Source organism: Nostoc sp., from assembly GCF_036916575.1.
In the GTDB taxonomy this organism is placed as follows: Bacteria; Cyanobacteriota; Cyanobacteriia; order Cyanobacteriales; family Nostocaceae; genus Nostoc.
This window is the reverse complement of the sequence record NZ_JBALGC010000020.1, coordinates 1-26,742: the sequence shown is the minus strand read 5'-3', so window position 1 is coordinate 26,742 and position 26,742 is coordinate 1. Positions and strand designations below refer to the sequence as shown.

Annotated in this window: 21 protein-coding genes and 2 pseudogenes; 7 read left to right on the top strand and 16 right to left on the bottom strand. The window is 42.4% G+C overall.

Annotation, left to right across the window (positions count from 1 at the left end; translation table 11 throughout):
• Positions 1-187 precede the first annotated feature (187 nt).
• From glgA to V7L29_RS06300, 7 genes are all read right to left on the bottom strand, one after another.
• Positions 188-1,630 carry a glycogen synthase GlgA gene (glgA, locus tag V7L29_RS06330; RefSeq protein ID WP_334734892.1) on the bottom strand — a complete coding sequence of 481 codons (1,443 nt, stop codon included), beginning with the start codon at positions 1,628-1,630 and terminating at the stop codon, positions 188-190.
• Positions 1,631-1,761: 131 nt separating this feature from the next.
• On the bottom strand, positions 1,762-2,733 hold the full coding sequence (hemC, locus tag V7L29_RS06325) for a hydroxymethylbilane synthase (protein ID WP_334734891.1): 972 nt from the start codon (positions 2,731-2,733) through the stop codon (positions 1,762-1,764).
• A gap of 176 nt (positions 2,734-2,909) precedes the next feature.
• Positions 2,910-3,299, bottom strand: coding sequence for a hypothetical protein (locus V7L29_RS06320; protein WP_334734890.1), 390 nt, complete (start codon positions 3,297-3,299; stop codon positions 2,910-2,912).
• A 115-nt stretch (positions 3,300-3,414) separates the two neighbouring features.
• Positions 3,415-3,570 carry a hypothetical protein gene (locus V7L29_RS06315; RefSeq protein WP_334734889.1) on the bottom strand — a complete coding sequence of 52 codons (156 nt, stop codon included), beginning with the start codon at positions 3,568-3,570 and terminating at the stop codon, positions 3,415-3,417.
• A gap of 52 nt (positions 3,571-3,622) precedes the next feature.
• A complete protein-coding gene (locus V7L29_RS06310; RefSeq protein WP_334734888.1) occupies positions 3,623-4,849 on the bottom strand; it encodes a cytochrome P450 in 1,227 nt (408 codons plus the stop codon).
• Between the two features lie 53 nt (positions 4,850-4,902).
• Positions 4,903-6,180, bottom strand: a complete 1,278-nt coding sequence (locus V7L29_RS06305) for an NAD(P)/FAD-dependent oxidoreductase (RefSeq protein ID WP_334690198.1) — start codon at positions 6,178-6,180, stop codon at positions 4,903-4,905.
• Complete coding sequence (locus V7L29_RS06300; protein ID WP_334690199.1) at positions 6,173-6,388, bottom strand: ferredoxin; 216 nt, start codon at positions 6,386-6,388, stop codon at positions 6,173-6,175. Before V7L29_RS06300 ends, V7L29_RS06305 begins: the two co-directional genes overlap by 8 nt.
• A 175-nt stretch (positions 6,389-6,563) precedes the next feature.
• Here V7L29_RS06300 and V7L29_RS06295 point away from each other — a divergent pair, with 175 nt between their 5' ends.
• On the top strand, positions 6,564-7,568 hold the full coding sequence (locus V7L29_RS06295) for an AraC family transcriptional regulator (RefSeq protein ID WP_334690200.1): 1,005 nt from the start codon (positions 6,564-6,566) through the stop codon (positions 7,566-7,568).
• A gap of 417 nt (positions 7,569-7,985) precedes the next feature.
• A complete protein-coding gene (locus tag V7L29_RS06290; RefSeq protein ID WP_334734887.1) occupies positions 7,986-8,552 on the top strand; it encodes a Uma2 family endonuclease in 567 nt (188 codons plus the stop codon).
• A gap of 60 nt (positions 8,553-8,612) precedes the next feature.
• Here V7L29_RS06290 and V7L29_RS06285 read toward each other — a convergent pair.
• The 3 genes and pseudogenes from V7L29_RS06285 to V7L29_RS06275 form a co-directional block, all read right to left on the bottom strand.
• Positions 8,613-9,164: pseudogene (locus V7L29_RS06285) on the bottom strand (Uma2 family endonuclease).
• Between the two features lie 71 nt (positions 9,165-9,235).
• The gene (locus V7L29_RS06280; protein ID WP_334734886.1) at positions 9,236-9,577 is read right to left on the bottom strand and encodes a lysozyme inhibitor LprI family protein; all 342 of its coding nucleotides are present in this window, start codon (positions 9,575-9,577) and stop codon (positions 9,236-9,238) included.
• A gap of 761 nt (positions 9,578-10,338) precedes the next feature.
• Positions 10,339-10,758 carry a lysozyme inhibitor LprI family protein gene (locus V7L29_RS06275; protein WP_334690204.1) on the bottom strand — a complete coding sequence of 140 codons (420 nt, stop codon included), beginning with the start codon at positions 10,756-10,758 and terminating at the stop codon, positions 10,339-10,341.
• A gap of 190 nt (positions 10,759-10,948) precedes the next feature.
• On the opposite strand from V7L29_RS06275, the gene V7L29_RS06270 reads away from it, so the two are divergent.
• Together V7L29_RS06270 and V7L29_RS06265 are read left to right on the top strand one after the other, a co-directional pair.
• A complete protein-coding gene (locus V7L29_RS06270; protein ID WP_334734885.1) occupies positions 10,949-11,920 on the top strand; it encodes a YegS/Rv2252/BmrU family lipid kinase in 972 nt (323 codons plus the stop codon).
• 72 nt (positions 11,921-11,992) lie between these two features.
• Positions 11,993-13,555 carry a metallophosphoesterase family protein gene (locus tag V7L29_RS06265; protein WP_334690206.1) on the top strand — a complete coding sequence of 521 codons (1,563 nt, stop codon included), beginning with the start codon at positions 11,993-11,995 and terminating at the stop codon, positions 13,553-13,555.
• A gap of 72 nt (positions 13,556-13,627) precedes the next feature.
• On the opposite strand, the pseudogene V7L29_RS06260 reads toward V7L29_RS06265, so the two are convergent.
• The 6 genes and pseudogenes from V7L29_RS06260 to V7L29_RS06235 all read right to left on the bottom strand — a co-directional run.
• A pseudogene (locus tag V7L29_RS06260) lies at positions 13,628-13,834 on the bottom strand (NAD(P)H-quinone oxidoreductase subunit H); the annotation flags it as partial.
• A 5-nt stretch (positions 13,835-13,839) separates the two neighbouring features.
• Positions 13,840-14,736 carry an AraC family transcriptional regulator gene (locus V7L29_RS06255; protein WP_334734884.1) on the bottom strand — a complete coding sequence of 299 codons (897 nt, stop codon included), beginning with the start codon at positions 14,734-14,736 and terminating at the stop codon, positions 13,840-13,842.
• Between the two features lie 185 nt (positions 14,737-14,921).
• Positions 14,922-15,332, bottom strand: coding sequence for a hypothetical protein (locus tag V7L29_RS06250; RefSeq protein ID WP_334691167.1), 411 nt, complete (start codon positions 15,330-15,332; stop codon positions 14,922-14,924).
• Positions 15,333-16,021: 689 nt separating this feature from the next.
• A complete protein-coding gene (locus tag V7L29_RS06245; RefSeq protein WP_334691168.1) occupies positions 16,022-16,456 on the bottom strand; it encodes a CAAD domain-containing protein in 435 nt (144 codons plus the stop codon).
• Between the two features lie 182 nt (positions 16,457-16,638).
• Positions 16,639-17,100, bottom strand: coding sequence for a BON domain-containing protein (locus tag V7L29_RS06240; protein WP_334691169.1), 462 nt, complete (start codon positions 17,098-17,100; stop codon positions 16,639-16,641).
• 142 nt (positions 17,101-17,242) lie between these two features.
• Positions 17,243-18,553 carry a histidine kinase gene (locus V7L29_RS06235; RefSeq protein WP_334734883.1) on the bottom strand — a complete coding sequence of 437 codons (1,311 nt, stop codon included), beginning with the start codon at positions 18,551-18,553 and terminating at the stop codon, positions 17,243-17,245.
• A 1,135-nt stretch (positions 18,554-19,688) separates the two neighbouring features.
• Here V7L29_RS06235 and V7L29_RS06230 point away from each other — a divergent pair.
• The 3 genes from V7L29_RS06230 to V7L29_RS06220 all read left to right on the top strand — a co-directional run bounded on the left by V7L29_RS06230 (position 19,689) and on the right by V7L29_RS06220 (position 26,144).
• The gene (locus V7L29_RS06230) at positions 19,689-22,805 is read left to right on the top strand and encodes an MFS transporter (RefSeq protein WP_334734882.1); all 3,117 of its coding nucleotides are present in this window, start codon (positions 19,689-19,691) and stop codon (positions 22,803-22,805) included.
• 821 nt (positions 22,806-23,626) lie between these two features.
• Positions 23,627-24,325, top strand: a complete 699-nt coding sequence (locus V7L29_RS06225; protein WP_334691172.1) for a calcium-binding protein — start codon at positions 23,627-23,629, stop codon at positions 24,323-24,325.
• A 1,015-nt stretch (positions 24,326-25,340) separates the two neighbouring features.
• Entirely contained in the window at positions 25,341-26,144 is an 804-nt protein-coding gene (locus tag V7L29_RS06220; protein WP_334691174.1) for a calcium-binding protein, read from the top strand.
• The last annotated feature ends 598 nt before the right edge of the window (positions 26,145-26,742 follow it).

The following is a 26,742-nucleotide window of genomic DNA, read 5'->3' as shown; positions in this document are numbered from 1 at the left end:
AGATGGTGTCCGCCTAATTAGTCAAATCAAAAGACCTCTGCCTGGTTTTAGTACGCAAAACCTGTCCCTCTCAGACTCAAAGAGGGACAGACTTGAACTTTAGTTCAAGGCAGGGAGAGGTTTGTCGAACTTACGTTAACTTATCAGTGATGGGAGTAGAGGCATACAGATGTACGCCCTTGGCAGTTTAGGACTTGCTACTGGCGACTGCTTCGTTTAAAACTAACTCTGGTTCTGGTGTCTTCTCCTCTTCTTCTGGCAAACCGTAAATTGACCTGTATAACTTCACGTACTGTTTGGCAGATTGATACCAACTAAAATTTTGACTCATGCCCCGTTTTTGTAGTTCTTGCCATTGCGGTTTGAAACGGAAGCCTTCCCAAGCCCGGATCATAGAGGTGAAAAGGTCTAGCGGTTCATAGCGATCAAAGCAATAACCTGTACCTGTGGCATTTTCGGGGTCGTGATGGGTTACGGTGTCAACTAATCCACCTGTGCGGCGGACAATAGGTACAGAACCGTAGCGCAAAGCCATCATTTGGCTAATACCGCATGGTTCAAAACGACTAGGCATTAAGAAAGCATCAGTACCAGCGTAGATGCGACGAGACAGGGCATCGTTATACAGTAAGTAAGTTGCCATGCGTCCGGGAAAGCGGGATGCTAATTGCCACATCTGAGTTTCATAGTAGCGATCGCCTGTTCCTAACAGTACAAACTGTGAATCTGTATAAGATAGAAAGCGATCAAGGATTTGTAATATCAAATCAATGCCTTTTTGTTCCACTAATCGCGTCACAATGCCAATAAAAAAGGCTTTGGAGTTGACTTGTAACCCTAGTTCTTCTTGCAAAGCAATTTTGTTGGGCTTGCGTTTATTTAAACTATCAGCAGTGAAGGTTTGAGTAATATATTTGTCATTTTCTGGATTATAAACTTCAGTATCAATACCGTTGATAATCCCAGATAATTTCCCGCTAATAAAGGACAGCAAACCTTCTAATGTTTCACCGTAAGCAGGTGTCTTAATTTGTTCAGCATAGGTAGGCGAAACTGTATTTACCTTATCGGCAAATTGCACCGCCGCTGCCATTGTGTTGTGTCCTTGCATATACCAGGGACACCAAGTAATTCTCTCTAAATACCAACGCCACGGCCCTTGATAAGCCAGATTATGAATGGTAAACACTGTGCTGATATCAGGATCTTGGTGCATCCACACGGGAATCATCCCCGTGTGCCAATCGTGGCAATGGATAATTTCTGGCTTCCAGTAATTCCAGGCAAACTCGGCTGCACCATTTGCAAACAAAGTGAACCGCCAATCTTCATCTTCTCCAGAATAAATACGGCGGGGCATGAAGGCGGGATGTCCGAATAAGTACAATTGGACATCAGTACCAGGCAGAACACTTTCGTATACTGCAAAGTGCTGGAACATGGCATCTCCCCACCAGATGGGTTCATAGGGAATTTCCATTTTGTCTGGCAGGAAGCCGTAGTAAGGCAAGAATATCCGTACATCATGCCCCATTTCTCTCAGGACTTTGGGTAATGCCCCGACAACATCACCCATTCCTCCTACTTTCGCAATAGGTGCTGCCTCTGCTGCAACAAATAGAATCCGCATGGTAATTTTTGCTTCCCTGAGATTGTCAAATTAACTTTATGACCCCGACCAACGCGATTTGTGGCGTCTGGCACATATGAGAGTGCAACGGCGATCAATTCTTATCTAATCACATCGGCTTGCCCAATTGCTTAGGAACCACGCTGAATCACCGCAAAAATTTCTGACAAAATTTCTTGCGCTCCGTGTTGCCGCAACAGTTCTGCTAGTTCTATGCCTAGCCCTTCGGCATTGTTGGCAATGCCTGTGACGGTATCTTTTACCAGCTTTTGACCATCTACACTGGCGACTATCCCTGTTAAGGTCAAATTATCACCAGATATTTGTGTATTTACACCAATAGGTACTTGACAGCCGCCCTCTAGAGAGCGTAGAAAAGAGCGTTCGGCGAGACAGCGATCGCGTGTTTGGGGATGTTCGATCGCTTTGAGTAGAGATAGCAATTCACTATCATCAGCCCGGCATTCTATACCCAAGGCTCCTTGTCCAACCGCGTGGAGAGAGATATTTGCGGGGAGAATTTGATGAACGCGATCGCCCATTCCCAATCTCTCTAACCCTGCTGCTGCCAAAATCAAAGCATCGTATTCGCCTGCATCCAGTTTTGCCAACCGTGTAATCAAGTTTCCCCGCACATCTTTAAATGTAAAGTGAGGGAAGTGGTGGCGTAACTGTGCTAACCGCCGCAGTGAAGATGTACCGATTACAGCACCTTCGGGCAAAGTATCGATTTGTTTATCTTTGTGCTTTTCATGCACCACTAATGCATCTGCTGGATTTTCCCGTTCAGTAATTGCTGCCAGTGTTAACCCTTCTGGTAAGTGAGTCGGTAGATCCTTGAGGGAATGAACCGCAAAGTCGATCTCCTGATTGAGCATTCCGAGTTCAAGTTCTTTAGTAAAAAGTCCTTTATCGCCAATCTTAGCTAATGCTACATCCAGGATTTTATCGCCTTGGGTAGACATGGTGTGGACTTCAAAAGTAATATCAGGAAAGCTTTTCTGGAGTTGCTCTTGTACCCAGTAGGTCTGAACCAGAGCAAGTTGGCTTTTGCGTGAACCAATGCGAATAGTGCGTGGGGGACTAGAAACAACTGAAGTCATAAAACAATATAATATCGCAGGCGATAAATTCACTCTCATCTAGACTACCGTAGTCAGGGACTCATACTAATTTTGGGTTTTAGATTTGGGATTTTGGATTACAATTCTTTACCAAAGGCTGGTTTGAGGAATCTCCAATACTACTTGGTACAGCATTTCGTTACATTTGTAGCGAATTAAATTTGGCAATACCCTCCAATGCCAACGCGTGTGCTGACAATGCCAATGCGTTCCTTGACAATGCCAACGCGTGTGCTGACAATGCCAATGCGTCCCCTGACATTAAAAACGAACTCTTGAGTCCGCTGTTGAACGCGGTGTTCTAATTCAGCGTTGAGTGTTTGCAGTTGTTTGTAAAGTTCTGATGTTGGATGGCGATCGCAACCTGGGTTGCAAGTTGCTTCATCAACTGAATTTCTCCAGATTTCCATATGCGGGTGCGATCGTACTGATGAGCAATCAATAAGTCCCAAGTCTTCTTGGTGGGCGTAGGCGTAGCCCGCCGCAGGCATCGCCTTCAATAGTTCGTCAATGATAGCATAGATGGAAATTGTTTCATTAAGCATATTCCCCTCCTAACTTTTCTCTCTGGAGGGGATTTTATTGCTTAAAGTGCTCTTAGCGATAAGCCCTTGGCTTGACGCTATGCATATCGCCTGAATTTATAACTAGCAACTTGGGTTAATACTCGTTCCACATGTCATAGCAAAATATCATCCAACATTGCTGCTCTTTGTCATAGAAAACAGGCGCTTCCCGACGCATTTTAGCAAGCCTTGGATAAGGATTGAGCAGGAATTGTGGATCTGTGGGTCGGAATTGCAAATCGCTAGTCATGACAAATCTTCTTGTGTAAAAATTGCTCTTTGAACTGAGTCATCCGCTTTCGTTATGCATCAGTAACAGCATCAACTTTGACAAGCAGGTGTCTTGGTCCCCGTAATGATGCACCTTGCCGATATTCAGGCACGTCCTCGACAAGACGTGGGGACTGGAGTCGCTGTGCCAGCGCCCTGAAAGCCAATTCAGCCTCAAGCCTGGCGATGGGTGCGCCAATGCACGAGTGTAAACTGCCGCCAAAACCGAAGTGTTGGTTATTCTGACGATCGGGGTCAAATCGATCGGGGTCGTTAAATTGGAGTGGATCTCGGTTGCCAGAGGCCAACATAAGTACTAGCGGAACGCCCTTAGGAATGACAGTACCAGCGATCTCAATATCTGCCAGCGTTGTGCGGGTACGGAATTGCACAGGTGGCTCGAAACGGAGTACTTCTTGGACAAATCTTGGCGCTAGATCTGGATCTTGGTGTAGCCGTTCTAAATGCTCAGGGTAGCGAAGCAACGTCAACATCCCATTCGTAATCAAATTCACGGTTGTTTCATGACCCGCGATTAGCAGCATAATAGATATGGCAACCAACTCTTGTTCATTGATTTGCCCCGCTTCCATATCGCCGTTGGCCATGATCGCTGACAGTAGATCCTTACCAGGATGTTGGCGAAGGTTCTGAATATGCTTGTGCATATAGTCGCCCACTTGCTTTTGAGCCTCTCTCTTTTTACGTTTGTTTTCCCCAGCCTGATCGGGGTCAACCGAGGCGGCGAATATAGTTGACTGCTCATGAAAGAATTGTTGATCCTCAAACGGGACTCCCAGGATTTTGCAAATAACCGTGACTGGCAAAGGGTAAGCAAAGTCATCGACGATATCGATTTGATCGCGTTTGCGGCATTTGTCAAGCTCATCTTTCACCAGTTCCTCTACCCCCGAACGTATACCATAAATGCGCTCCGCCGTAAATTGGTTTACCACAATGCTACGCAAGCGATCATGGTCGGGAGGATCGAAAGTGCCGAATGATCGGAGCTCTTCTTGGCTTGAGTGCTCATTGCTTGTAGACACCTCTGAACCACTTTTAGAGGCAAGGTTCTTTTCTTCATCTGAGCTAACCCGTGGGTCGAACAGTAGCGATCGAATCTCTGCGTGGGTACTGACAACATAGGTGCCATCATCCTGTACGGACACAGGCGTTTCCCTGAGTTGGGCATAAAGGGGATAGGGATTGTGTCGGTTTTCATACTTGAGAACCTGAGCGAATAGATTTCCGTTATTCATTTGACCTGTTCTTTCTCTGTTTAAGTAATACTGGCAATGGATGAATTCTTTGACTACGTCTGATGAGACGAAGCAAATTCCGGAGCGATGGGCGAGCAATCAAATTGCTCGAGCGCTCCCTGCATCGGCGGAAAGGGTTTGTTGATCTCTTTTCTGTAGGCAGGCAACCACCGGGCTGAGTTAAAGCTGACGACGGCAATTGTGCGTCCTGCTTCTCCATAGGCAGCAATAAACTTGTGATCCTTGGCTAAACCTTGGGTGAAGACAAGCTGATCAGCAGTTTCTGGAAGCCCAATCAGTTTAATGTTCACACCGAACTGGCTTGACCAGAAGTCTGGCAAGTGATCGTGAACGCGCATCGTCTCAGCAGTTTTGGCAACCATATTGTAAGCTGCTGTCTGCGCTTGCACGACGGCATTTCCCCAGTGTTCGATCGCGATGACGCGATTGTCATAAAGTGGGTGGGGCCACTGAGCTACGTCTCCAGCGACAAAAATGCCCTCGACGACTGCGCCGGACGGATCAAGAACTTGGCAGAATTGGTCACAGCGCACCCCACGCTGACTTACAGCCAGACCCGACTCAAGCAACCACTCGACGTTGCGGACAGCACCGAGCGCCACAACCACTAAATCAGTGTCGATCACAGCACCATCCGATAAATGAACACGCTGAACCTGTCCCTGGGAATTGCCTTCGATTTTGGAGACGGAAACACCGAGTCGCAGGTCAACACCAGCCTCACGCTGCATCTGGGCCACGATATCGCCGATCGCTTTACCGAGGGCATGGACAAGTAGTGCTCTTCGCTGTATAAGCGTTACAGGCAAACCCAGTTCGCGGCAGCAGGAAGCAACCTCACACCCAATGAAGCCGCCGCCAATAATCAGGACGCGCTGAGGCTTTGTCGCTAGCTTTTCTCGCAGCTTAACTGCATCTTCAAAGTTGCGGATGAGAAACACCCCATCAAGGGCAGCTTCTGAAGGGTTTGACCAAGGTCGTGCGCGTGTGCCGGTTGTGATTAAGAGTTGATCGAAGGGGAGGCGATCGCTGTTTGCGAGTTCTACAGTTCTATTTTTGGTGTCAAGGCCCGTAGCCGCCACACCCAAATGCCACTCAGCATTCAATTGATAGGGGTTTGGCAGGGCGGGTAGGCTAGCAGGGATTTCTCCGGTGAGTAAGTGCTTTGAGAGCGGTGGGCGGTCATAGGGTGCATTCTTCTCGTCGCCTACAAGCGTCAATTTCCCTTGAAAACCCGCAGAGCGTAATGCCTCAGCCCCTCGCAACCCTGCCAGAGAAGCACCAACAATCACAATTCGTTCTTCAGTCATTTTCTGCCTCCTGCTGATCGTCCATTTCCACGCTAATTGCTCGCACTGGACACGATTGTGCAGCTCGCTCGATATCACCACGCAGTCGTTTATCGGGTGCATAATCGTAAACGAGAATTTCTGGACCTTTTAGTTTGAAACTATCAGGTGCCTCATAGCAGCATTGTCCGTACCCCTGACATATATTCAAGTCAACAACTACTTTCACTTTCTGTACGTAATAAAATAAACAGCTGATCAGATGCTATTTTCCACAATTCTATGAATTTGTTTGTTATCCAAATGCGACAGAAAATTGACTTAAGTGCCCCATACATGTCCCTCAGTTTTGTGTGTACGTAATTATATTTATAAATAGATAGTACTTATGACTTCAAAAATACATGAATAGAGTTTCGATTAAATTAATCAGAGGAATTTTAGAGGCAGCGGATCAACTGAACCTGGATGGCGATGCAATACTGGTGACTACTGGACTTGAGCCGTCTATCCTCAGCGATATTGATGCTTACATAACTCAAGATCAATACCGAAACATCTGGCAAGAAATCACTCAACGTTCCGGTCAATCTGATGTTGGACTGCAACTTGTAGACTTTGCTGACGTAGGCACGTTTGACTTGCTAGGCTACATTATACAGAGCAGTCCCAACTTGGGCGAAGCGATAACATGCTCGATTCGCTATCGCAGATTGATGAACGAAGGAATCGAACTAAAACTTGAAACTCAAGGGTCGATTGCCCAAATTACCTATAATATCCCAACCGATCCGGTGCCAATATCTGCTTACAGCCAATGGGCGCTTGCCAACCTGCTTCAAAGAACCCGAGACACGACTGGGGTAAACTGGACACCCATAACGGTCGGCTTTCGCCATTCTTTACCCAAAAACTTGACGGCGTATCAGCAGAAGTTTCGCTGCCCTTTGGAGTTTAACCAGCCAGTTGACTTTATTCAAATGGATCGAGAACTTCTCGATATGCCAATGTTGCAAGCACAACCAGGACTATGTGCTGTCTTGAAACGCTATGGCGAAGATTTACTGAAGAGATTCCCTCCAGCCACCACCTTTCCAGACAAGGTTCGAGCAGTGATTATTGAAGAACTGCACAAAGGAAATGTAGGATCTGAGAGGGTTTCAACCCGTTTAGGTATTGTCCCTCGTACCCTACAGCGGCAACTACGAGAGGCAGGCACTTCATACCGAGAGGTGTTAGACGAGATCCGACGAGAATTGTCTGTTTATTATCTGCGAAACTTAGACATGGCAATCTGCGAAGTAGCATTTCTTCTAGGGTTTTCGGAGACTAGCAGCTTTGATCGTGCTTTTAAGCGTTGGTATAATTTATCTCCAGGAGAGTTCCGACACTTGCAATCAAGTGGGTAGGGTCGGGTCTGTAAGCGATGATTTCTCGTTAGACCGATACTTTGCACCGGACTGCATCCTGCCGTTAATTACATCGCGAAGTTGTGCTTACAAATGCACCTTCTGCTCAATCCCGTAGCAAAGCTACTATGGCGTATAAAAAGTCTGTAAAAGATAAATTTTGGAACACAGTCTTGATACAAACATCTAATAACGTAAGTTGCTAGTTAGTGTCCATAAACTGCATCAGATATGATAAAAAAAGCTAGTTTTTAAGTATTGCTAAATACCAAAAAATAAAATATTTTACTTAAGTAAAGCCACTTTTTGATAACTAGCAACTTGGGTTAGTGCTATGTATAAGCGATCGCCTTCTTGTATCCAGCTAGTGGCGAACGTTGATAAACTGGATATAGGACTTTCCAAATAGCAGAAGTCATGAATGTTGCAAAATCCGCATCCCTAACCCTAGAGGAGTTTCTGAAGTTACCAGAAACAAAGCCTGCAAGCATTTATATTGATGGTGAGATTATCCAGAAACCAATGCCGAAAACCCACCACTCCCGACTTCAGGCTAAGTTGATTAATGGGATTAATGAAGTCACAGAGGAGAGGCAAATAGCTTATGCTTTTCCAGAGTTACGTTGTACTTTTGGTGGTCGGTCAATTGTTCCAGATGTGGCGGTTATTCGTTGGCAACAAATTGAGTTTGACGAGAACGGAGAACCTGTAGATGATGTACAAATTGCTCCTAATTGGACAATTGAAATTCTCTCTCCAGATCACAGTTCCAATCGAGTTACAAGCAATATATTGCACTGCCTAAAATATGGTTTTCAGCTAGGATGGTTGATTGATCCTGATGACCGCTCAATTCTAGTATTTAAACCAAATCAACAACCAGAATTCTGTCATAGAGAAGATAGCTTGGCTGTTTTAGATGGTATTGATTTAGAGTTGACAGTAGAACAGGTATTTGGCTGGTTAAAGATGAAAGCAGAGTAAGCAAGCCATGTTCAAATTATCTGTAAATAATCGTGTTTATAGCTTTTTTAGTTTCTAATTCTAAATACTCACGATGTAACTTACTGAGATAGCCAAATCTGGAAATGCTTGTGGGGAAATTGTACCTCCAGTTAATGTGGCTTTTGAGGCATACTCTCCATCTTGAGGATCTCGAAATACTACAAGTTGTCGCTTTTTAAGATTAACTACCCAATATTCAAGAATCTCTACTTCAGCATAGAGTTTGGTTTTTATTTGTAAATCTTTATCTAAGCTGGAATCTGAATATTCGATCAACCAGAAGATATTTTCAGGGTAGGGATGATGTTCTAAATATTCACGTCCCAATCTTTTTACAATAGCAATATCAGGCTCAGGTTCAGAGTTGTTAGGAAGCGTAATCGGTTTACTGGGGCGAACTGTGGCGCGATTGCCTAAAAGTTGAATCAGCTACTCCCCAGCTTCACTGCTGAAGTAGGCATGAGGTTCTCCTTCTGCGAAGATTTCTACTATTTCTCCCTTTAGAAGTTCCATATGCCGATCATCTAGGATACCTGCCGCGATCATGCGGTGATATTCATCTATTGTCCACTTCGCTGTAGTTACGGTCATAGAAACACTTTTTTATCGTATTTTACCTCAGATCATAATGGATACAGAAAAATTGGTATATATCAAAAAAATTAACAATTTTTATCAAATTCAGGGTCGGCTTTGAGATATTCCTGTAATTGTTGAGTACGCAATTTGGTGGAATTTTCTAGACAACCAAAATAAATGGTTAAAGCAATACTTCCTCCCTCATATCTGCTTCTCTCAAACTCACAATTGGTATCTCGAAACTTGATCGATGCTACCTGTGCAGCAATCAATTTCTGTTTTCTATAGCTTTCTAAGGTAGGTAGCAATTGTTGATAAACTCGATTCAGTTTTTTATCTGCATTCTGATAAAATAACTCTGTGCATTCATTAATTCCTGCTTGAGTTTGAGCATTATTGCAGTTGAGCTTTTGAACTAAGGTCATACAGACACTTTTTTATCGTATTTTAGGGACAACAAATAAATTATCCAATTTTATTTTGTCACGATTTTGTGAGGTGGACATCTTGTCCGCTCTTGGCTACGGGCGGGCGAGACGCCATTGGTGTCAAGTTAAGGCAGAAGCCCAAATGTCAAAGGTATGTTCATCGAATTCAAGGTGTCGTTTATTGAATTCGGACGGCCGTTTATTGAATTCGGGCGGCCGTTTATTGAATTCGGGCGGCCGTTTATTGAATTCGGGCGGACGTTTATTGAATTCGGGCGGACGTTTATTGAATTCGGGCGGCCGTTTATTGAATTCAGGGTGTCGTTTATTATTTTTGTTCAATTTTAATTTGAGTCGGATAAAACTTATACACAAAAAGACTTTTCACCCAGTCCCCAGCGATGCACTGCGCCGCCCTGAGCTTGTCGAAGGGAGCTTGTCGAAGTGTCCCCAGCTATACTAGTTGACCCCAGTGATTTCATCTTAACTTGACACTAATGGCGAGACGCCCACCCCACAAAAAGTAGTTAAGTATTTTTTTATTTGGAGTTCCCTTACCTCACATCCTAAGAGCTAATTTGTAAACTCAAGTAAAGTACTTGTCTAATAAGGGTTTCAGGAATTTAAGTCAATACAGCACTTATTCGCTGAAACTCAGACATAGCAATGAGTTGAGTACCCTTAAGATTTTCTTTACGAATCAGCTCTAACAGCAGAGAAATCCGTAAATATCAAAAAAATTAACAATTTTTATGAAATTAAGGGTCGCCTTTGAGATATTCCTGTAATTGTTGGGTACGCAATTTGGTGGAATTTTCTAGACAACCAAAATAAATGGTAGGGACAATACTTCCTCCCTCATATCTGCTTCTCTCAAACTCACAATTGGTATCTCGAAACTTGATCCATGCTACCTGTGCAGCAATCAATTTCTGTTTCCTAGAGCTTTCTAACGTAGATAGCAATTGTTGATAAACTTGATTCAGCTTTTTATCTGCATTCTGATAAGATAACTTCCTGCATTCATTAATTGCTGCTTGAGTTTGAGGATTATTGCAGTTAAGCCTTTGAACTAAGCGCATTGGTAAATCAGGCGTTGTGCCTGCTATTGTCATGGTGGGGGTATCTAAACTGCTGAGAGTTAGCATACTTGCCAAAACTAGTAATAATTGACGCATGGCAAAATTTTTATTGTTAAAGTATAGACAAAAGATACCAAAATACGCATCAAAATTGGTATGTTTCGACGCAGAAGACTTCTAAACTTCTTACAAAAAGTAAACCAGCCGCCAGAAGGAAGTCTAAATTTCCCAACAATGCTAAAAATAATTTGGTATTTTAGTGATCTAAGTTTAGCTTTTATATTTTATGAATCGTTCCGCCTGCCTTATCTTCAATCCAGTTGCGGGTCAGGGTGACCCAGATTTAGAACTGGCAGAAATTCGGGCAATATTAGAGCCAGATATTGACTTAGATATTTATCTCACAACTGAAGAAATCGACGCTGACGAACTGGCCTATGCAGCCGTAGCCAGAGGGGTAGATGCAATCATTGCTTCGGGAGGAGATGGCACCCTCTCAGCGGCAGCAGCGGCTTTAGTGGGTACTGATATTCCATTTGGGATCATTTCTCGAGGAACAGCAAACGCTTTTGCCACAGCTTTAGGAATTCCTGACACGATCGCAGCTGCGTGTCACACAATTTTACAGGGAGGAACTCGCAGTGTAGACGTAGCCTATTGCAACGATCAGCCAATGGTACTCTTGGCAGGTATTGGCTTTGAAGCTGAAACTGTAGAATTGGCAGATCGGGATGCGAAGAATCGCTTTGGGATGATGGCTTACGTTTTAGCTGGAATTCAGCAACTGAGAAACTTAAAAAACTTTGATGTTGAAATTGAAACTGAGGACAAAATAATTAAAACTAGCGCCTGTGCAGTAACAGTAGCAAATGCTGCACCTGCTACTTCTGTCTTAGCTCAGGGCCCAGCAGGTCTGGTTTATGATGATGGGTTACTAGATTTAACAATTGTCGCTCCAACTAACAAGGCAGGAGCGATCGCAGCTACATTTCATCTATTTCAAACGGCTTCTACAGGTAACGCCGTAGAACGGGATGATATTGGCTTCCTGCGAGCCAAACAATTTAAAATTACGACTGAGCCACCACAAAAGGTTGTTCTAGATGGTGAAATAGTGGGCACAACACCTGTAGAAATTAAGTGTGTACCAGCAGGCTTGAGAATTTTTGTGCCATTAGTAGAAGAAGTTGAGCCTACCGAAAAACTAGAGGGACTCCCTAACTTGATTATTGAGATGAAAGACACAGTAGGAGAATAAGGGCATGGAGCATGGAGAAAGACTTGCTACAACCTTGCTCCCCTGCAATTGAAGATTCAGGAGTAGGTTGCATTGAAACTTGTATCTGATCCAGCGATCGCTAACAAAATTCGTAAAATGAATCAGCGGGTACGGTGGCAAGATCCGTTAATTGTGGAACGGAACATCGACCAAACTCGGCTAGTGTTAGAGGATAATCAAAAAGACAATTCTGAGTTTTCATTTTTAGTTATAGGTGATAGTGGTTCCGGAAAGCATGGGGGACACAATCCCCAGCGACAGGTGGCTGAACTCATGCTGCCCCATCACAACGAATCCCGTTTTATGCTGCACATGGGGGATGTGATCTATTTAGTGGGGTCGAGTGAATACTACCATCAGAACTTCATCGAGCCTTACCGAGAGTTTATCTTGGGCGGAGAGCATCCCAGACGGATTGCTTATGACCAGATGATTTTTAAGCTGCCCATTCTACCTGTACCAGGAAATCACGATTACTATAACTTGCCAATTTTATTGAGCTTGGCATCCCTAACAACATTACCCATTCGTCGCCTGTTGCGATCGCGGTTAGACCTAGATGTGGGCTTGCATGGCTCAGCAACCGGTGACGCCTACGCACGGGCATTTCTGGACTATCTTATAGGATTTCAGCTTCCAGGAGAGTTAAATCATCACTTAGATCAGTACTACACAGCCAAGACAGATACAGGTCGTTGTCTTTGCTATGAACCTGGCCACTTCACCCGCCTTCCCAATCGTTACTACACTTTTCGCTATGGCGGTATTGATTTCTTTGCCTTGGATTCTAATACATTTAACGATCCACCACCCCTGCCTAAAACAAAAGAAGGTGACGCCGATCGCAGAGTCTTAGAAAAACGTCGTGAAGATTTAAAGCAAGAAAAGCTGCAAATCATTGAAACCTCAGCCAACCTTCATCCGGAAAACCCCCGCGAAGCTGACCAATTAGATGACTTCCACGCCAAGCTGTCACAAATTGAAGAAATTATTGTAGATATCGACAAGCAATTAGCTGCTGATAAAACAACGCTGACTGACATTGAACAACTAGACTGGCTTAAGCAAAAATTAATTGAATCTTGGAATAATTCTAAAGTTCGGGGAAGGGTGATTTATTTCCATCATCCTCCCTATGTAACTGAAGCGACAAAGTGGCAACAAGCACAAACTCTGATAATTCGCGATCGCCTCCGTGATGTGCTGGATGCGGTAGCTAAAAAAATAGGTTCCCTAACTCAAGGGCGTCCTTTGGTTGATTTGGTATTAAACGGTCACGCGCACTGCTTGGAACACATTGAAACAACAGATACGGGACATGCTGATTCTCATATCCACTGGATTGTTTGTGGCGGTAGCGGGTTTAGTTTGCGACGCCAGCGGATTGAGGGAGCAGATTTGATGGAGACTTTTGGAAATGAAAATAGATTAGTAGCGCGATCACATCTGTTCATTGGTCGTAACGGTCAAGGTTTTCAAAAGCGACGACCTTACTCAGGTTTACGTATTGATGTTAAAGGCGCTGGGCAGCCTAAGTTTATTGTCCGTCCTTTGGTTGCCGAATGGTATCAGCGACAATGGTATAATAAGGAACTTGAGCCGTTGATCATTTAAAGAATGCGGCACAAGAGGCAGAGGGGCAGGAGAAAAATAACAATCCCCACTCCTCAGTCCCCACTCCCTCATTCACCGATCTACCGATCCCATCACAACATCAACACTTCTCAGGATGACGAAAATATCTGCTACTTTTTGACCTCTGATTAACTGAGGTAAAACTTGTAAATTATTGAAATCGGCTGGACGAATTTTCCAACGCCAGGGGAAGATATGATCATCTCCAATAATATAGATGCCTAATTATCCTCTGCCTGACTCTACTTTTTTGCAGATTTATCCTATCTTTGTTGAATAGCTTTAGGAGTTACACCTATTTCTCGCTTACAATGAAAATTGAGATGGCTTTGGCTAGCAAAACCAACCAATTCAGCAATTTCAGCTATTGTCATTTCTCCCTTCAGCAATAATTCCTGGGCACGTTTCACGCGACAGTAAATTACATATTTATGGGGAGTCTTCCCCGTAAATTGTTTGAAAAGCTGGGAAAAATAATGGGAACTCATTGGTAGCAACGCCGCCAATTCTGCTAAACCTAAATTTTGGTCAAGATGTTCGTGAATGTAGTCTATAACTTGCTGTAATTGGCGTCGTGATAAACCATTTTTATATGCTTTTAATATCGGTTCGTGCGTGGAATAGTGTTGCATGAGATGTACTGATAAGGCAGTTATCATCGTCTCCGCATAAAGACGACTTCCTAAAGGATTATTTTCTAGAATGCCTTTCAGTGGTAGCCCTATTTGATAAATCAGGGGATCGGGTGTGGCGAAGTGTGGCAAAAGTTGAATTTGTTCGGCATTTGCTGTTTCATCAACTGCACGAGCAAAAATCTGTGGTTCAATAGCAAGTAGAATAAAATCCCCTTCAGCATCCCAAGTCGCCTGATGCCCGACATTAACGGGAGTAATAATAATATCACCTCCAACTACGGCGTCACGATGCTTGCATCCATCCATTTTCCGTTCAGTATGAATTACCCGCGCTCCATGAGTAAAAATGGTCAAAGAGTGCCACAGGGGAGTGTAAACTTCAGAAAATTCATAAGCAGGTTGACACATATATCCAAATGATGCACCATGCCAACCTGCTTGAAGACTTGTGAGAATTGGGAGACGTGGGAATAGCGGGAATAGCTCATCTTCTTTAGTGATAGCTAAAGACTTTTTTTCTAACATGGGCTACCAGAAGTTATTACAAACCCAATGTATCAAAAGCTCAAAAATTTTCATACCAATTCTATGTCAGGTTGTGCTTTATTCACCCATATAAATAGAGACGCAATTATAATCATTGCGTCTCTACAAACCACTTATTTTGCCTTATTACGTGTAATTGTACCCAGCAAAAGATAGGTTGTTAATTAAATTATTCCTGGCCCTCTACCTCGGCTATCACCCTTTTCTGTCAACTTGCCTTCCTCGTCGTCTTGACTAACTTCTCTAAGTTCTTCAGCACGTGCTGCCTTTTCTTCTGCTGCTTGTTGGCGTGCATCACCCGGTACTTCGTAGTACATTTCTGGTTCAACTGCATAGTTGTTAGACAAACCTTCTTGGTCTACGGTATAGCCGTCAGTGGTGCGTATACTTTCTGGATCGGTTTGATCATCCGTAGGTGCATCTGCCTCCTTTTCTTCTGTGGGGAGTGTTTTGTACTCATCTCCTTCTCTTTCCATTCGAGCAGCAGTTTCGGCTGGGATAATTCCGCGATCATATGTATTTACTTCAGCTCTATCAGATGAATCTATACCTTTGTTAACTTCTTGATTAGCCATAAATTATGTCCTCATTAAAGAATGTATTAAATAACTTCAAAAACTAGATTAGGTTGTTTTTCATCTTGGCTCTACTATCTTTAGAAGTGATTTAAAATTAAATATAATGTTATGTCCTCTATCTTTGGGTGTATCCAAAAGACTAATATTAAGTCCGGTTAAATACTTATAATTTCCGTTTATTGCGTAAAACAAGGGTTTTGGCTGAAGGTTGACACTGACACCAATGAACATTATTATGCCCAGACTACATTTTTCATCCAAAATAGGATAATTATAAGATTTCCGACTTTTTAGATAAGTCGGGAATGTGAACCTTTTGATTGTATATCTTTAATTAGCGAACGATACTGACTACTGGGCTAAAGCTAGTACTGCAAGACGGAAGTCAAAAGCCACTTGTACTGAGTGTAACCGTAAAGCCTGCGGCATAGCTACACTTAGGGCGCAAGCCCAACGTAGAGAAGTAAAAGTCACTCATTCAAAAGTATTATGAAATGGGATTTTTAAAGTTTTTAAATGGTTACTCGTCTTGCAAAGTCTGAGCGGCGGTTCCCGCCGCTCAACGCCAGTGACGCTCCTGCGTCGCTACCGCTACGCTAACGCCGAAGTTGGGAAACCCGCCCAAGCGACTGGCTCGACTTTGCGCTACTTACGCGCCCAACGTACTAGCTTAATAGTTGGGAAATTTATTCGCCCAAAAATTGGTTTTTCAATAATTGAATTTCATCGGCTAATTCTTGCCGAGTTGAAGCCTTCAATAAATAACGGAAAATAAACCAACTGGCGTAACCAATTCCAACTAACTCAAAGAGCGGTGATAATAGTGGAATATTATTGATTGCATTTAGTATTGCTAGTACTACCTTAGCTGTAACAATCGCCGTTAAAATTAAAGCAACAGTTATTAAAGGTTGCTTGTAATCTCTAAAAAAGCTGCTTAAGTATTCGGGCAGTTGCTCCAAAAATTGAGAAACTTGTCTGCTAATTTGCTGCCATTGAGATTCCGCTTCACGTGCTGGTGGTAGTTTTGGCAAGTTTGCAGTATCTGTACCTTCAAGTGCTAACGTACCTTGTGATAAGGAAGCATTGATAGATTCACGTTGTTGTTGATCGGTTTCCATAGTTTTTATTTTCGGCGATTACAAAGAGCTTGTATAACTGAAGTAAGTATCAATAAATATAATTGGTCGTTAGTTGTCAATTGTTAGTAGTCAGTCATAAGTATAACTGACCACTAAAATTGAGTAGGAGTATCTAAATTTATTTTTGCCTACCTACTCACTTGAATTTCTTGTTCGCTGCCTTATTTTTTTGGTGGGGCAACAACTGCTTTATTAACTACAATTTTCACACCTTTGATTTGTTTAGCTAAAGGTTCTATTTTAGCTAACTCCTTTTGATTGTTCACTGTTCCTCCGACAGTCACAGTCCCATCATCTGCAGCATCAACTGTTAGTTGACTTTTAGGTATATTAGCCTCTAACTTGGAACGAACTTCACTTTTTAGGTCACCTGAAGCTCTTTGTGTATCACCACCAGTGGTATTATTGCGCTGTTCACGGGCGCGAATATCCTCATTTAGTTGTCTTCTGCGGACATCACTTTGTGCGTCTTGTTGAGCAGCTTGTGTTGTTTTTGCGCTCGGTGTTTGGGCAGCTTCATTAGGATTATTGGGTGCAGATTCACTTGTTTTAGAAGCATTATCACAAGCAGCAATACCAAAAACTAAAAGGCCACTAATTAAAAAAGGAGTTAGCTTTTGCATATGTTGAATTCGGAATCGGAAAGTGAAATTTGTTGATATTCACGGCACAAGTGAGGAGCAAGTTTTTTTTGTCAGGAGCAAATTTTTCAACACTTTGCTCCTGCAATTTTATGGAATTAGTGTGGGTGACAACTACTTTAGCTTAGAGTGTTTCATCACGACGGTCAACAATGACTACAGCAGGATCGTCTCTATCAGACCCTGTTGAATAATTGGTGCGATCGCTATTAGTAACTGGTGTATCTTGATACGTTACTCGGTCGAAACCTGGGCGAACATCGCCCAAATCAGTGCCATCATAGATAGCAAATTCTTCAATACCTCGCCGTCTGAGAATAGCTTCAGCTTGGCGGATTTCAGCTTCCGTACCATCGATAATTACTAAGTAGTCCCCTCTTTGGAAGCGATCGCCATAAACTCGCGCCCTGTCTTCAGGAATTCCCAAACCAACGAGTCCGCCAACAATACCCCCAGCTGCTGCACCGATCGCACCCCCAGCCGCTGTTGTCGCCAAAGCTGTTGCTACTGCGCCACCTGCAATCACAGGCCCGATTCCAGGAATCGCTAAAGTCCCAAGACCAACTAATAAGCCAGTCAAGCCACCTAGAACACCGCCTGTAGCTGCTCCAGTTTTTACACCCTCGTCTGCTTTATTACCTGTAGCGACGTTTCTATCTACATCTACACCAGCGATACCTTGACCGTTTGTATCCTTGGCAATGATCGAGACTGTACTTAAGGGAAAACCTGCATCTCGTAATTCTGTAAGTGCTGCTTCTGCATCTCGACGATGAGAAAATACCCCAATTGCCCGTCTAGCAACACCACTATAAGTCCCAGTAGGAGTTGGAGTGACATAATCAGTGGTAGTAGGAGTTGGAGTGACATAATCAGTGGTTGCATTTCTAGCGTCTGGATTATCGTAAATGCCAAACTCTTCCACACCCTGCTGACGTAGAATTGCTTCTGCTCTGAGGATTTCTGCATCTGTGCCATCTAGGATGACTAAATAGTGTCCTCGTTTGACGCGTTCGTCGTAAACTCTGGCTCGTTCTTCGGGAATTCCTAAACCAATCAATGCACCAAGCAAACTCCCAGCTACTGCACCAATACCAGCTCCTGTTAGGGTGGTAGCTAAGGTGGTTGCTGCGGCTCCAGCCAGCATAATTGGCCCAATTCCAGGAATTGCCAAAGTTCCAAGACCAACTAATAAGCCAGTCAATCCGCCCAAAGCAGTGCCTGTAACTGCCCCAACTTTAGCGCCTTCGTCAGATTTATCTCCAACACGCTCGCGCACATCAGCGCCAGCAATATCATCTTTATCTCCATCCTGCGTAATCACAGACACTTTGTCCATGTCAAAGCCAGTGTTTTTCAACTCATGTAGGGCATGTTCAACATCTCGACGATTAGAAAATACACCAACACCACGTTTATGTACACCTACAACCATTATTTTTTCTCCTCATCAAAAATCAATTTAACTATTCACTATATTTATAGCTCGTAATCACCCTCATTAATACATGTTTATGTTTATTTTTGATCACTCGTTTGGAATAATTTTATCTCTATCATTAGATATAGGTGGTTTGATTTAAAGTAAGTTAATAAAAATTCAGAAATAAACTATGTTTTCTAAAAATTTAGATATTAACTATTTGATTTTTCAAAGTTTTGTCTAAAGGTTTTAAAGTTAACAAAATTTTTGCGAAAAATTATCGATTTATTAGATGTAATCTTAGTAGCAACATATAGCTATATATCGATTTTAACTTCAGGAAAAATCTGCTTAATTTAGAGGTTTTGCCCTCACCCAATTTTGTAGAGAAAGTAAGGGTAAGTAGAGAACGCTTACCAGCGTTGGCTTCTATCTTAGAGGTCGTTTGAAGAGTGTTTCGCTGTGACTTTAGGCACTTTTAGATCCTCCCTAACCCACACTTGTCTAGTAAAGGAGGAAACCTCCTGTTCCGGTGCTGGCTTCCCTTAAAAAGGGGGAAACCGGAATCAAAGTCCCTCAATTTAGAGGGAGCTAGAACTTTTGATACCGATAAGAGGACTTTTCAAACATCCTCTTAGCTCGACTTTATTCAAAACTAAGAACTAGGTTTTCTTGATCTGACAAAACCTTGGCTTTTTAGCAAATACTTTTTCCAAGTCACTGATTATCGTTGAAATTGAAAAATTAAAACGACAATTTCACAGAGGTTTCAGCGTTAGCTTGAGCCTTACGAAAAAATGAATAAAGTCGAGCTGAGGTTAACACTAATAAATATTATTTTCTCCCGTCTGGCACTCTACCTCACCCATTTCAAACCTGCTGTATCTGTGGATGCATTTTTATAAAAATTACTTTTGTTAAGAATATTTAATTTTAATTTTATTAGATTATGACAAAATTTTTGATTTTACATACATTATTTTCTTTAGTTAAAAAGTAATAAAAATATTTATTTTTTTATAAAATACCACTTTTGACAAACAAACTTATTACCTAAGAAAGTGTCAGCTTATATAACTGATAACTAAATTTATCAGTAAGGCATTTCATAAATGGATATTTAATTGAGTGCAAGTGAGGAAATCTTATGTTTCAAGGTGTTTTAACTATTTGGGGATGGAACTGGCTGCCTTTTGGATTAGCACCGATAAGTTTAGCTCAGGAAGTACTAACTCCAGAAGAAGCATCAGTTGTTTTTTCGGGTCCTAAATTATTGGTGGCATTGTTGGCAGGAGTCTTAATGGCATTTGCCTTTCAATTGTTATTCACAAACTTTTCAGTCGCTGTCGGAATTTCATCTTGGGAAGTTGATTCAGATTCTGATGATGAAAGTTTAGGTAGTAAAATTCGTGAAGTTCAAGCCAAAGTTGGTGCTTGGGCGTTGATTACCGCTAGCTTTGCATTATTTATTGCTTGTTTTCTGGCGGTAAAACTTAGCTTAATCGAAAGTGCATTTCTAGGTGCAATTATCGGTGTAGTCATCTGGTCTACTTATTTTTCACTAGTAATTTGGTTGGGTTCATCGGCAGTAGGTTCTTTAATTGGTTCAATTGCTAGTACTGTAACTTCTGGTTTTCAGGCTCTAATAGGTACAGCAACTGCTGGTATCGGTGCTAATACTGCAAAAAAACAGTTAGTTTCTACCGCTGAAGATATTACAGCCGCAGTCCGGCAAGAATTAACTTCAGGTTTTGATCCTGAAGGTATTAAAAATACGCTCCAAAGTTCCTTAGGTTCTCTGCAATTACCAAAGCTGGATATCAAAGAAATTCGTAGTCAATTTAACCAGCTTATTAAAGATACAGATTTGCAATCTATTGCTGACAGTGACCTATTGCAAAACATTAATCGCCAAACATTTGTTGATTTAATCAGCAGTCGCACAGACTTCTCTAAAGAAGATATCAATCGGATTGCTGACGAATTTGAAGGTGCTTGGGAACAAGCTTTGAATCGCAAAAATCCCACGGAGCAAGTAATTAATTTACTAAATTCTGCTACTCCCGAAGAACTGAATTCAGATCAATTGGGTGAACGGCTTCAACAACTGGTTACAGTCGGAGGTAGTAACGGCAATGGTGTAATTAAGCAAGCTATTCGATATGGCTTGAGCGCCGCTGCTCCAGCAGTGCTGGATCGGTTAAACCTTTCCAATATAGATGTGAACAAAATTACAGCTCAGTTACAAAAGCTGAAAGAGAAAGTTCAAGATGTCGATGTCGATCAAATTACAGAACAACTCCAAAAGTTTACAGACCAAGCAACTGAACAAGTATCTGCAAAATTGCCGATATCACCCGAAAATACGATTAAGGCAGATGTAGAAGACTACATATTGAATTCGTTTCCTTGGCATTTTAATCGAATTACGTTAGTAGATGAATTTAAAGAAGTCATCTATGACGTAAATGCAGATCCGACAACTGTGAGACGGGAGTTGGAAGAACTCAATCAAGAATATTTTACCAACTTGCTAAAGCAACGTGGTGATATCAGCGAAGCCAGGGTGAAAGAAATTGCCGAACAAATGGAAAGCGATCGCCTGGAAGTTTTAGAAACTGTAAAACAGGCCCAAGGGCGAGAAAAAGGGCAAGATTTCCGTGGACGCATTGAAGATTATCTGCGTTCGACAGGGAAAGAAGAACTCAACCCTGAAGGTATTGAACGAGACTTTGCCAAGTTGGTGGAAGATCCAGAAGCTGGGTTTGAAGATTTAAGTAGTCGCTTTGGGCAATTTGACCGCGATAGTTTTGTACAATTGCTCCAGCAACGTCAAGATATCAGCGAAGAAGAAGCTAATAATATTGTTAGTAAAATCGAAAGCACCCGCGATAATATCTTGAATCGTGCTAGAGAAGTGCAAGAACAAGCAAAAGCGAAAGCTGATGAACTGCGCCAAAGAGTTGAAGACTATTTGCGGAATACTAACAAAGACGAACTTAATCCCGAAGGTATCAAACGTGACTTTAAAGTCTTGCTAGACGATCCGCAAGCTGGAATTAGCCTTTTGCGATCGCGCCTATCGCAATTTGACCGCGATACACTGGTACAATTGCTCAGTCAGCGCCAAGATTTGAGCGAGGAGCAGGTAAACCAAACTCTCGATCAGCTCGAAGCAGTCCGAGATAGTATTTTGCAAGCACCGCAACAGGCAAAAGAACAGTACGAAAAAACTACAAAAGCGATCGCCGAATATCTCCGCAATACCAATTTAGAAGAACTTGATCCAGAAGGCATCAGGAGCGATTTGGAAAAATTACTCGATGATCCCAAAGCTGGAGCTTTAGCATTGCGCGATCGCTTGTCTCAGGTTGATCGAGAAACCTTGGTTAAACTCGTGAGTCAACGAGGAGACTTGAGCCAAGAGCAAGTTAATCAGATCATTGATCGCGCTCAAGATGCCATTGGTGACATAGTTAGAGCGCCACGACGTTTAGCAAAACGTACCACTCAAAAAGCTCAAGATTTTGAAGCCAATCTCGAAGAATACCTGCGTAATACCAACAAAGAAGAACTCAACCCAGAAGGAATCAAACGCGATTTGCAATTGCTGCTGTCTTCTCCCCGCGCTGGAATTGGGAATTTAAGCGATCGGGCCTCGAAATTTGACCGTTCGACAATTGTGGCGCTGTTATCTCAACGCGAAGATATCTCAGAAGAGGAAGCTAACCGAATTGTCGATCAAATTGAGTCTGTTCGCAGTTCGATTGTCGAACAATTCCAGCAGATTCAGCAAAAGGTGCAATCAGTGCTGGATGGGGTGTTTGCAAAAGTTCGCAACTATCTCAACTCGCTGGATCGTTCGGAACTTAACTATGAAGGGATTAAGCAAGACTTTGCGAAAGTGTTCGACGATCCACAAGCCGGATTTGAAGCACTGCGCGATCGCCTCAGTGAATTTGATCGTGATACCTTAGTTGCTGTGATCAGTTCTCGTGAGGATATTTCTGAGGCAGATGCTAACCGGATTATCGACCAAATAGAAGCAGCGCGGGATGGCGTACTGCAACGAGCCGAACGCATCCAGAAAGAAACACAAAAACGCCTAAAAGCGATCCAAAAGCAAGCTAAAAAGCAAGCCGAAGAAAGCAAAAAAACCGTTGCAAATGCTGCCTGGTGGATATTTGGGACAGCATTAACTTCCCTTTGTGCCAGTGCGATTGGTGGTGCGATCGCAGTCACTGGGATAACTCTACCTGGATAAAATATCTCCGTCATCAGGAATTTTGAAAAAATACAAAGTGGTATTCAGTCTTTACAAATGAATGCCACTTTTTTTATAAATAAAACAAACCACCCCTCAGAGTAAGTAAGTTGGTACTATTAAAATGAACTATGTAAATTTTTATAAAGATTCTGAAATATGCTTTAATTCAGGTTAATTGCTCGTTTAAATGCCTTTACATAGGTTAGTTTTTTCCCGCCAAGTTACTTACTATCATCACCTTGTTATTCCGATAGAGATTAAAAAACTCTATCGAAATCAAGGATTTAAGATTTTACTCTAATGATAGTAAAATTTTATGGTTAATTATTCTTTCTTATAGATAGAAAAAAGTACGCTTTAGGGTTATATCATAGTCTTGTAGTATTCTGAATACAATAAAAACGTCCTAAAACGTATGCAATTCCGTATGAGAAAGTCTGTTTGTTCCCTAGCAGCCTAGTACTGGAAGCATAGAATACATAAGGCACGAGGATATAACATGATTCTTGGCACAATTTTGATGCCAACATCATCAATACATCCAGTGCTTCTCAAATCTTCTCAAGTCTTTAGACTTAACAGCAAAGACCTGTTCCAATCAGATCTAGTTCAGTTATATCTTCCCACTCGTTATTTGTCCATCTTGTTTTCTCGGCGTTGCTGAATAAAAGTGTGAAATTCAAAAGTTCAATGTTTGAAACTGTTTCCTTTGCGCCTTTGGGGGAAACGAAATTCATACTCTTAATTAGCAACGTCGTTTTCTGATGGAGAAGTGACGAGGTAATTTTTTTACCCTCTAAATTTAGGAGAAGCTCATTATGGCAACTATCGGTGGTATCGATTTCAATAAACTTCTGGGCACCAGTACTCTCGTGAACTTCAATGGCAACAATATCCTTACCGCTGGTAGTGGTAACCAAACCATTAACGCGGGTAGTGGCAACGATGTCCTTGTCTTTGGTAATGGCAACGATAGCGTCAATGGCGGATTGGGCGACGATGTCATTAACGCCGGCGATGGCAACAATACCCTTAACGGTGGTAATGGCAACGATGTCCTTACCACTGGAAGTGGCAAGGATATCCTCCTTGGCGGTAATGGTAACGATGTCCTATACGGTGGTGGTGGCAAGGATACCCTCAATGGCGGTGCTGGCAACGACACACTCGCTGGCGGTACCGGGTCTGATATTCTCACTGGAGGAGCAGGTAACGATGTTTTCGATTTCAACTCAGTTTCAGATAGTCCTCCTAGTGGACGGGATCTGATCACTGACTTTGTTGGAAACGGTAGCTTGCCAGGTGACCGAATCGATCTATCTACCATCGACGCTAACTCCACTAAAGCAGGCAACCAAGCCTTCACTTTCATTGGGGCTGCCCCATTCTCCGCACCTGGTCAGGTTCGTTATTCAGGAGGTATTCTTCAAGCTAACACTGGTGGGAATCTGTCGCCTGAGTTTGAGGTTCGGCTTATAGGAGCACCACAACTAGTGGTAAGCGACATTATCCTTTAATTTAATAGACCTGCCTTGAAAATAAGCCAGGAGGCAGAATTCTAATAATTGAATAGTCGCGGGGAGAGGTAAGCTAAACTTACCTCTCCCTTTTATAGTGATTATTATCCAAATTGATTTCTATACTTAGGCCATTGACAAAATGTACTCGGCTTTAACATGTTAAGGATGGTATTGCTGTAATCAAGCACAAGTAATACCATTTCTTTGTGATACTGCGCTAAATTTTTTTTAACCAAACGCTACGCCTAGCTTGCTTCTCCGTAGTAGTACTGATAAGAGCATGTAATACAATCGCAATACAAGCAATGATGCCACGGAAGTAAAAAAGATGTCGGAGAATTTAAAAAGCCAAATTGTGAAGTAGAGCTGCAGCGATCGCATTGATCAATAAGGCTTTTAAATTATTGGCAATTACTTGATTATACATAACTACAGAAATCACCAAACAAATTTCAATAGGTAAAACCAACTCTCTCTGAACAAAGGTTTAAGATTTTGTTATGAGCAGAGTAAAAAAAGATAATTAATTATTCTTTCTTATAAATATAAAAAAGCACGTTTGAGTGTAGTATCATACCATTGTGATTCTGAACATAGTAAAAACGTCCTAAAACCTATGCAATTCCGTAGGAGAAAATTTGCTTATTCCCTAGCAGCCTAGTACTAGAACCATTGAATAACATAAGGCACAAGGATATAACATGACTATTGGCACAATTTTAATGCCAACATCATCAATCTAATATCCAGTGCTTCTCAAGTCTTTAGACTTAATAGTAAAGACTTATTCCAATCAGGTCTGGTTCAGTTATCTCTTTCGACTCGTTATTTCTCCATCTTATGTTCTCGGTCTTGCTGAATGAAAGTATGAAATTCAAAAATTCAATGTTTGAAAGTGTTTCCTTTGGGTCTTTGGGGGAAACCAAATTCATACTCTTAATCAGGAAAACCTTTTTCTGATGGGGAAGTGATGATGTAATTTTTTACCCTCTAAATTCAGGAGAAGCTCATTATGCCAATTATTATCGGCACTGATAAAGACGACATCATTAACGCCGGATTGGGCACCTATACCAACTATACGGTTAACGGCGGATTAGGCAACGATACGATCAACGTCGGCAATGGCAACAATACCGTTGACGGTGGTGATGGCAACGATCTCATTAATTCTGGTTTTACTAAAGGTAGCCTGATTGTTGGTAGTGGCAGCGACACCATTAACGGCGGATTGGGCAACGATACGATTAATGCCGGCAATGGCAACAATCTCGTTGACGGTGGTGATGGCAACGATGTCGTTATCGCTGGTATTGACAACGACACCCTTATTGGCGGTACTGGCGACGATTTCTTAAGGGGTGCTCGTGGCCAGGATTTAGTGATCGGTAATGATGGCAACGATACCCTGATTGGTGGTATAGGCAACGATACCCTTATTGGCGGTGCTGGCGACGACGACCTCATTGGCGAGAAAGGGAAAGATATTCTCACTGGAGGACCAGGTAACGATACTTTCTTCGTAAAGGTAATTTATGAGAGTCCTTCTGTTTTTTCAGGAGATGTTATCACTGACTTTGTTGGAAACGGTGACTTACCAGGTGACCAAATCAATCTATATACTATCGACGCCAACTCTACTATCCCGGGCAACCAAGCCTTCACTTTCATTGGGGCTGCCCCATTCTCCGCACCCGGTCAGGTTCGTTATTCAAATGGTGTTCTCCAAGCTACCACTAATGAGAATCTAACGACTAATATTGGGATTACGCTTCAAGGAGCACCACAACTAGTGGCAAGCGATATTATCCTTTAATTTCATAGACCTGCCTTGAAAATAAAACAGCAGGCAGAATTCTGATAATTTAACAGTCACGGGGAGAGGTAAGCTTAACTTGCCTCTCTTTTTTATAGTGATTATTATGCAAATTGATTTCTGTACTGAGGCGCATTGACAAAATGCACTCGGCTTAAACAAGTCGCTGTACGTTCAATATTAAGGTATCAAGGTTGCTAATCTCCTTAAGAGGATGTTTTAAAAGTCGTAAGTATACTATAAACCCCGCTTCCATTCCTCTCCCCGAAAGGTCGAGAGGCTTTGAAACCCCCCTCCCCTACAAGGGAATGCAGGGTGGTTTCATACGAAAAAAGAAAAATACATAAGTCTTGATTTCTCGTTTTGTGTCTAGGCTTTTTCCCTCTCTCCAAACCTCTCCCCCTGTGGGGGAGAGGCTTTGAAACCCAGTTTTAGTTTTTCTCTGCTTGTGTGAAACCACCCTGCCCTTCCCTACAAGGGAATGGCGGTAGGGGGGTTAGGTTTCTCTTTCAAGGGTAGGGATTTAAGAAAGGGGCAGTTTAATCGGTAAAATACAGAACTGAAGTCAAACCGCAAAAATATGTAAGAGAAATGCGGC

Excerpts from the sequence above, each read along its gene's own strand:
- V7L29_RS06250 (WP_334691167.1), bottom strand. The coding sequence starts at position 15,332 with ATGGCTAATCAAGAAGTTAACAAAGGTATAGATTCATCTGATAGAGCT.
- V7L29_RS06305 (WP_334690198.1), bottom strand. The coding sequence starts at position 6,180 with ATGACTGAAGAACGAATTGTGATTGTTGGTGCTTCTCTGGCAGGGTTG.
- V7L29_RS06290 (WP_334734887.1), top strand. The coding sequence starts at position 7,986 with ATGAATGTTGCAAAATCCGCATCCCTAACCCTAGAGGAGTTTCTGAAG.
- V7L29_RS06240 (WP_334691169.1), bottom strand. The coding sequence starts at position 17,100 with ATGCAAAAGCTAACTCCTTTTTTAATTAGTGGCCTTTTAGTTTTTGGT.
- hemC (WP_334734891.1), bottom strand. The coding sequence starts at position 2,733 with ATGACTTCAGTTGTTTCTAGTCCCCCACGCACTATTCGCATTGGTTCA.
- V7L29_RS06320 (WP_334734890.1), bottom strand. The coding sequence starts at position 3,299 with ATGCTTAATGAAACAATTTCCATCTATGCTATCATTGACGAACTATTG.
- V7L29_RS06295 (WP_334690200.1), top strand. The coding sequence starts at position 6,564 with ATGAATAGAGTTTCGATTAAATTAATCAGAGGAATTTTAGAGGCAGCG.
- V7L29_RS06230 (WP_334734882.1), top strand. The coding sequence starts at position 19,689 with ATGTTTCAAGGTGTTTTAACTATTTGGGGATGGAACTGGCTGCCTTTT.
- V7L29_RS06275 (WP_334690204.1), bottom strand. The coding sequence starts at position 10,758 with ATGCGTCAATTATTACTAGTTTTGGCAAGTATGCTAACTCTCAGCAGT.
- V7L29_RS06255 (WP_334734884.1), bottom strand. The coding sequence starts at position 14,736 with ATGTTAGAAAAAAAGTCTTTAGCTATCACTAAAGAAGATGAGCTATTC.
- V7L29_RS06245 (WP_334691168.1), bottom strand. The coding sequence starts at position 16,456 with ATGGAAACCGATCAACAACAACGTGAATCTATCAATGCTTCCTTATCA.
- V7L29_RS06220 (WP_334691174.1), top strand. The coding sequence starts at position 25,341 with ATGCCAATTATTATCGGCACTGATAAAGACGACATCATTAACGCCGGA.
- glgA (WP_334734892.1), bottom strand. The coding sequence starts at position 1,630 with ATGCGGATTCTATTTGTTGCAGCAGAGGCAGCACCTATTGCGAAAGTA.
- V7L29_RS06270 (WP_334734885.1), top strand. The coding sequence starts at position 10,949 with ATGAATCGTTCCGCCTGCCTTATCTTCAATCCAGTTGCGGGTCAGGGT.
- V7L29_RS06225 (WP_334691172.1), top strand. The coding sequence starts at position 23,627 with ATGGCAACTATCGGTGGTATCGATTTCAATAAACTTCTGGGCACCAGT.
- V7L29_RS06280 (WP_334734886.1), bottom strand. The coding sequence starts at position 9,577 with ATGACCTTAGTTCAAAAGCTCAACTGCAATAATGCTCAAACTCAAGCA.
- V7L29_RS06315 (WP_334734889.1), bottom strand. The coding sequence starts at position 3,570 with ATGACTAGCGATTTGCAATTCCGACCCACAGATCCACAATTCCTGCTC.
- V7L29_RS06235 (WP_334734883.1), bottom strand. The coding sequence starts at position 18,553 with ATGGTTGTAGGTGTACATAAACGTGGTGTTGGTGTATTTTCTAATCGT.
- V7L29_RS06310 (WP_334734888.1), bottom strand. The coding sequence starts at position 4,849 with ATGAATAACGGAAATCTATTCGCTCAGGTTCTCAAGTATGAAAACCGA.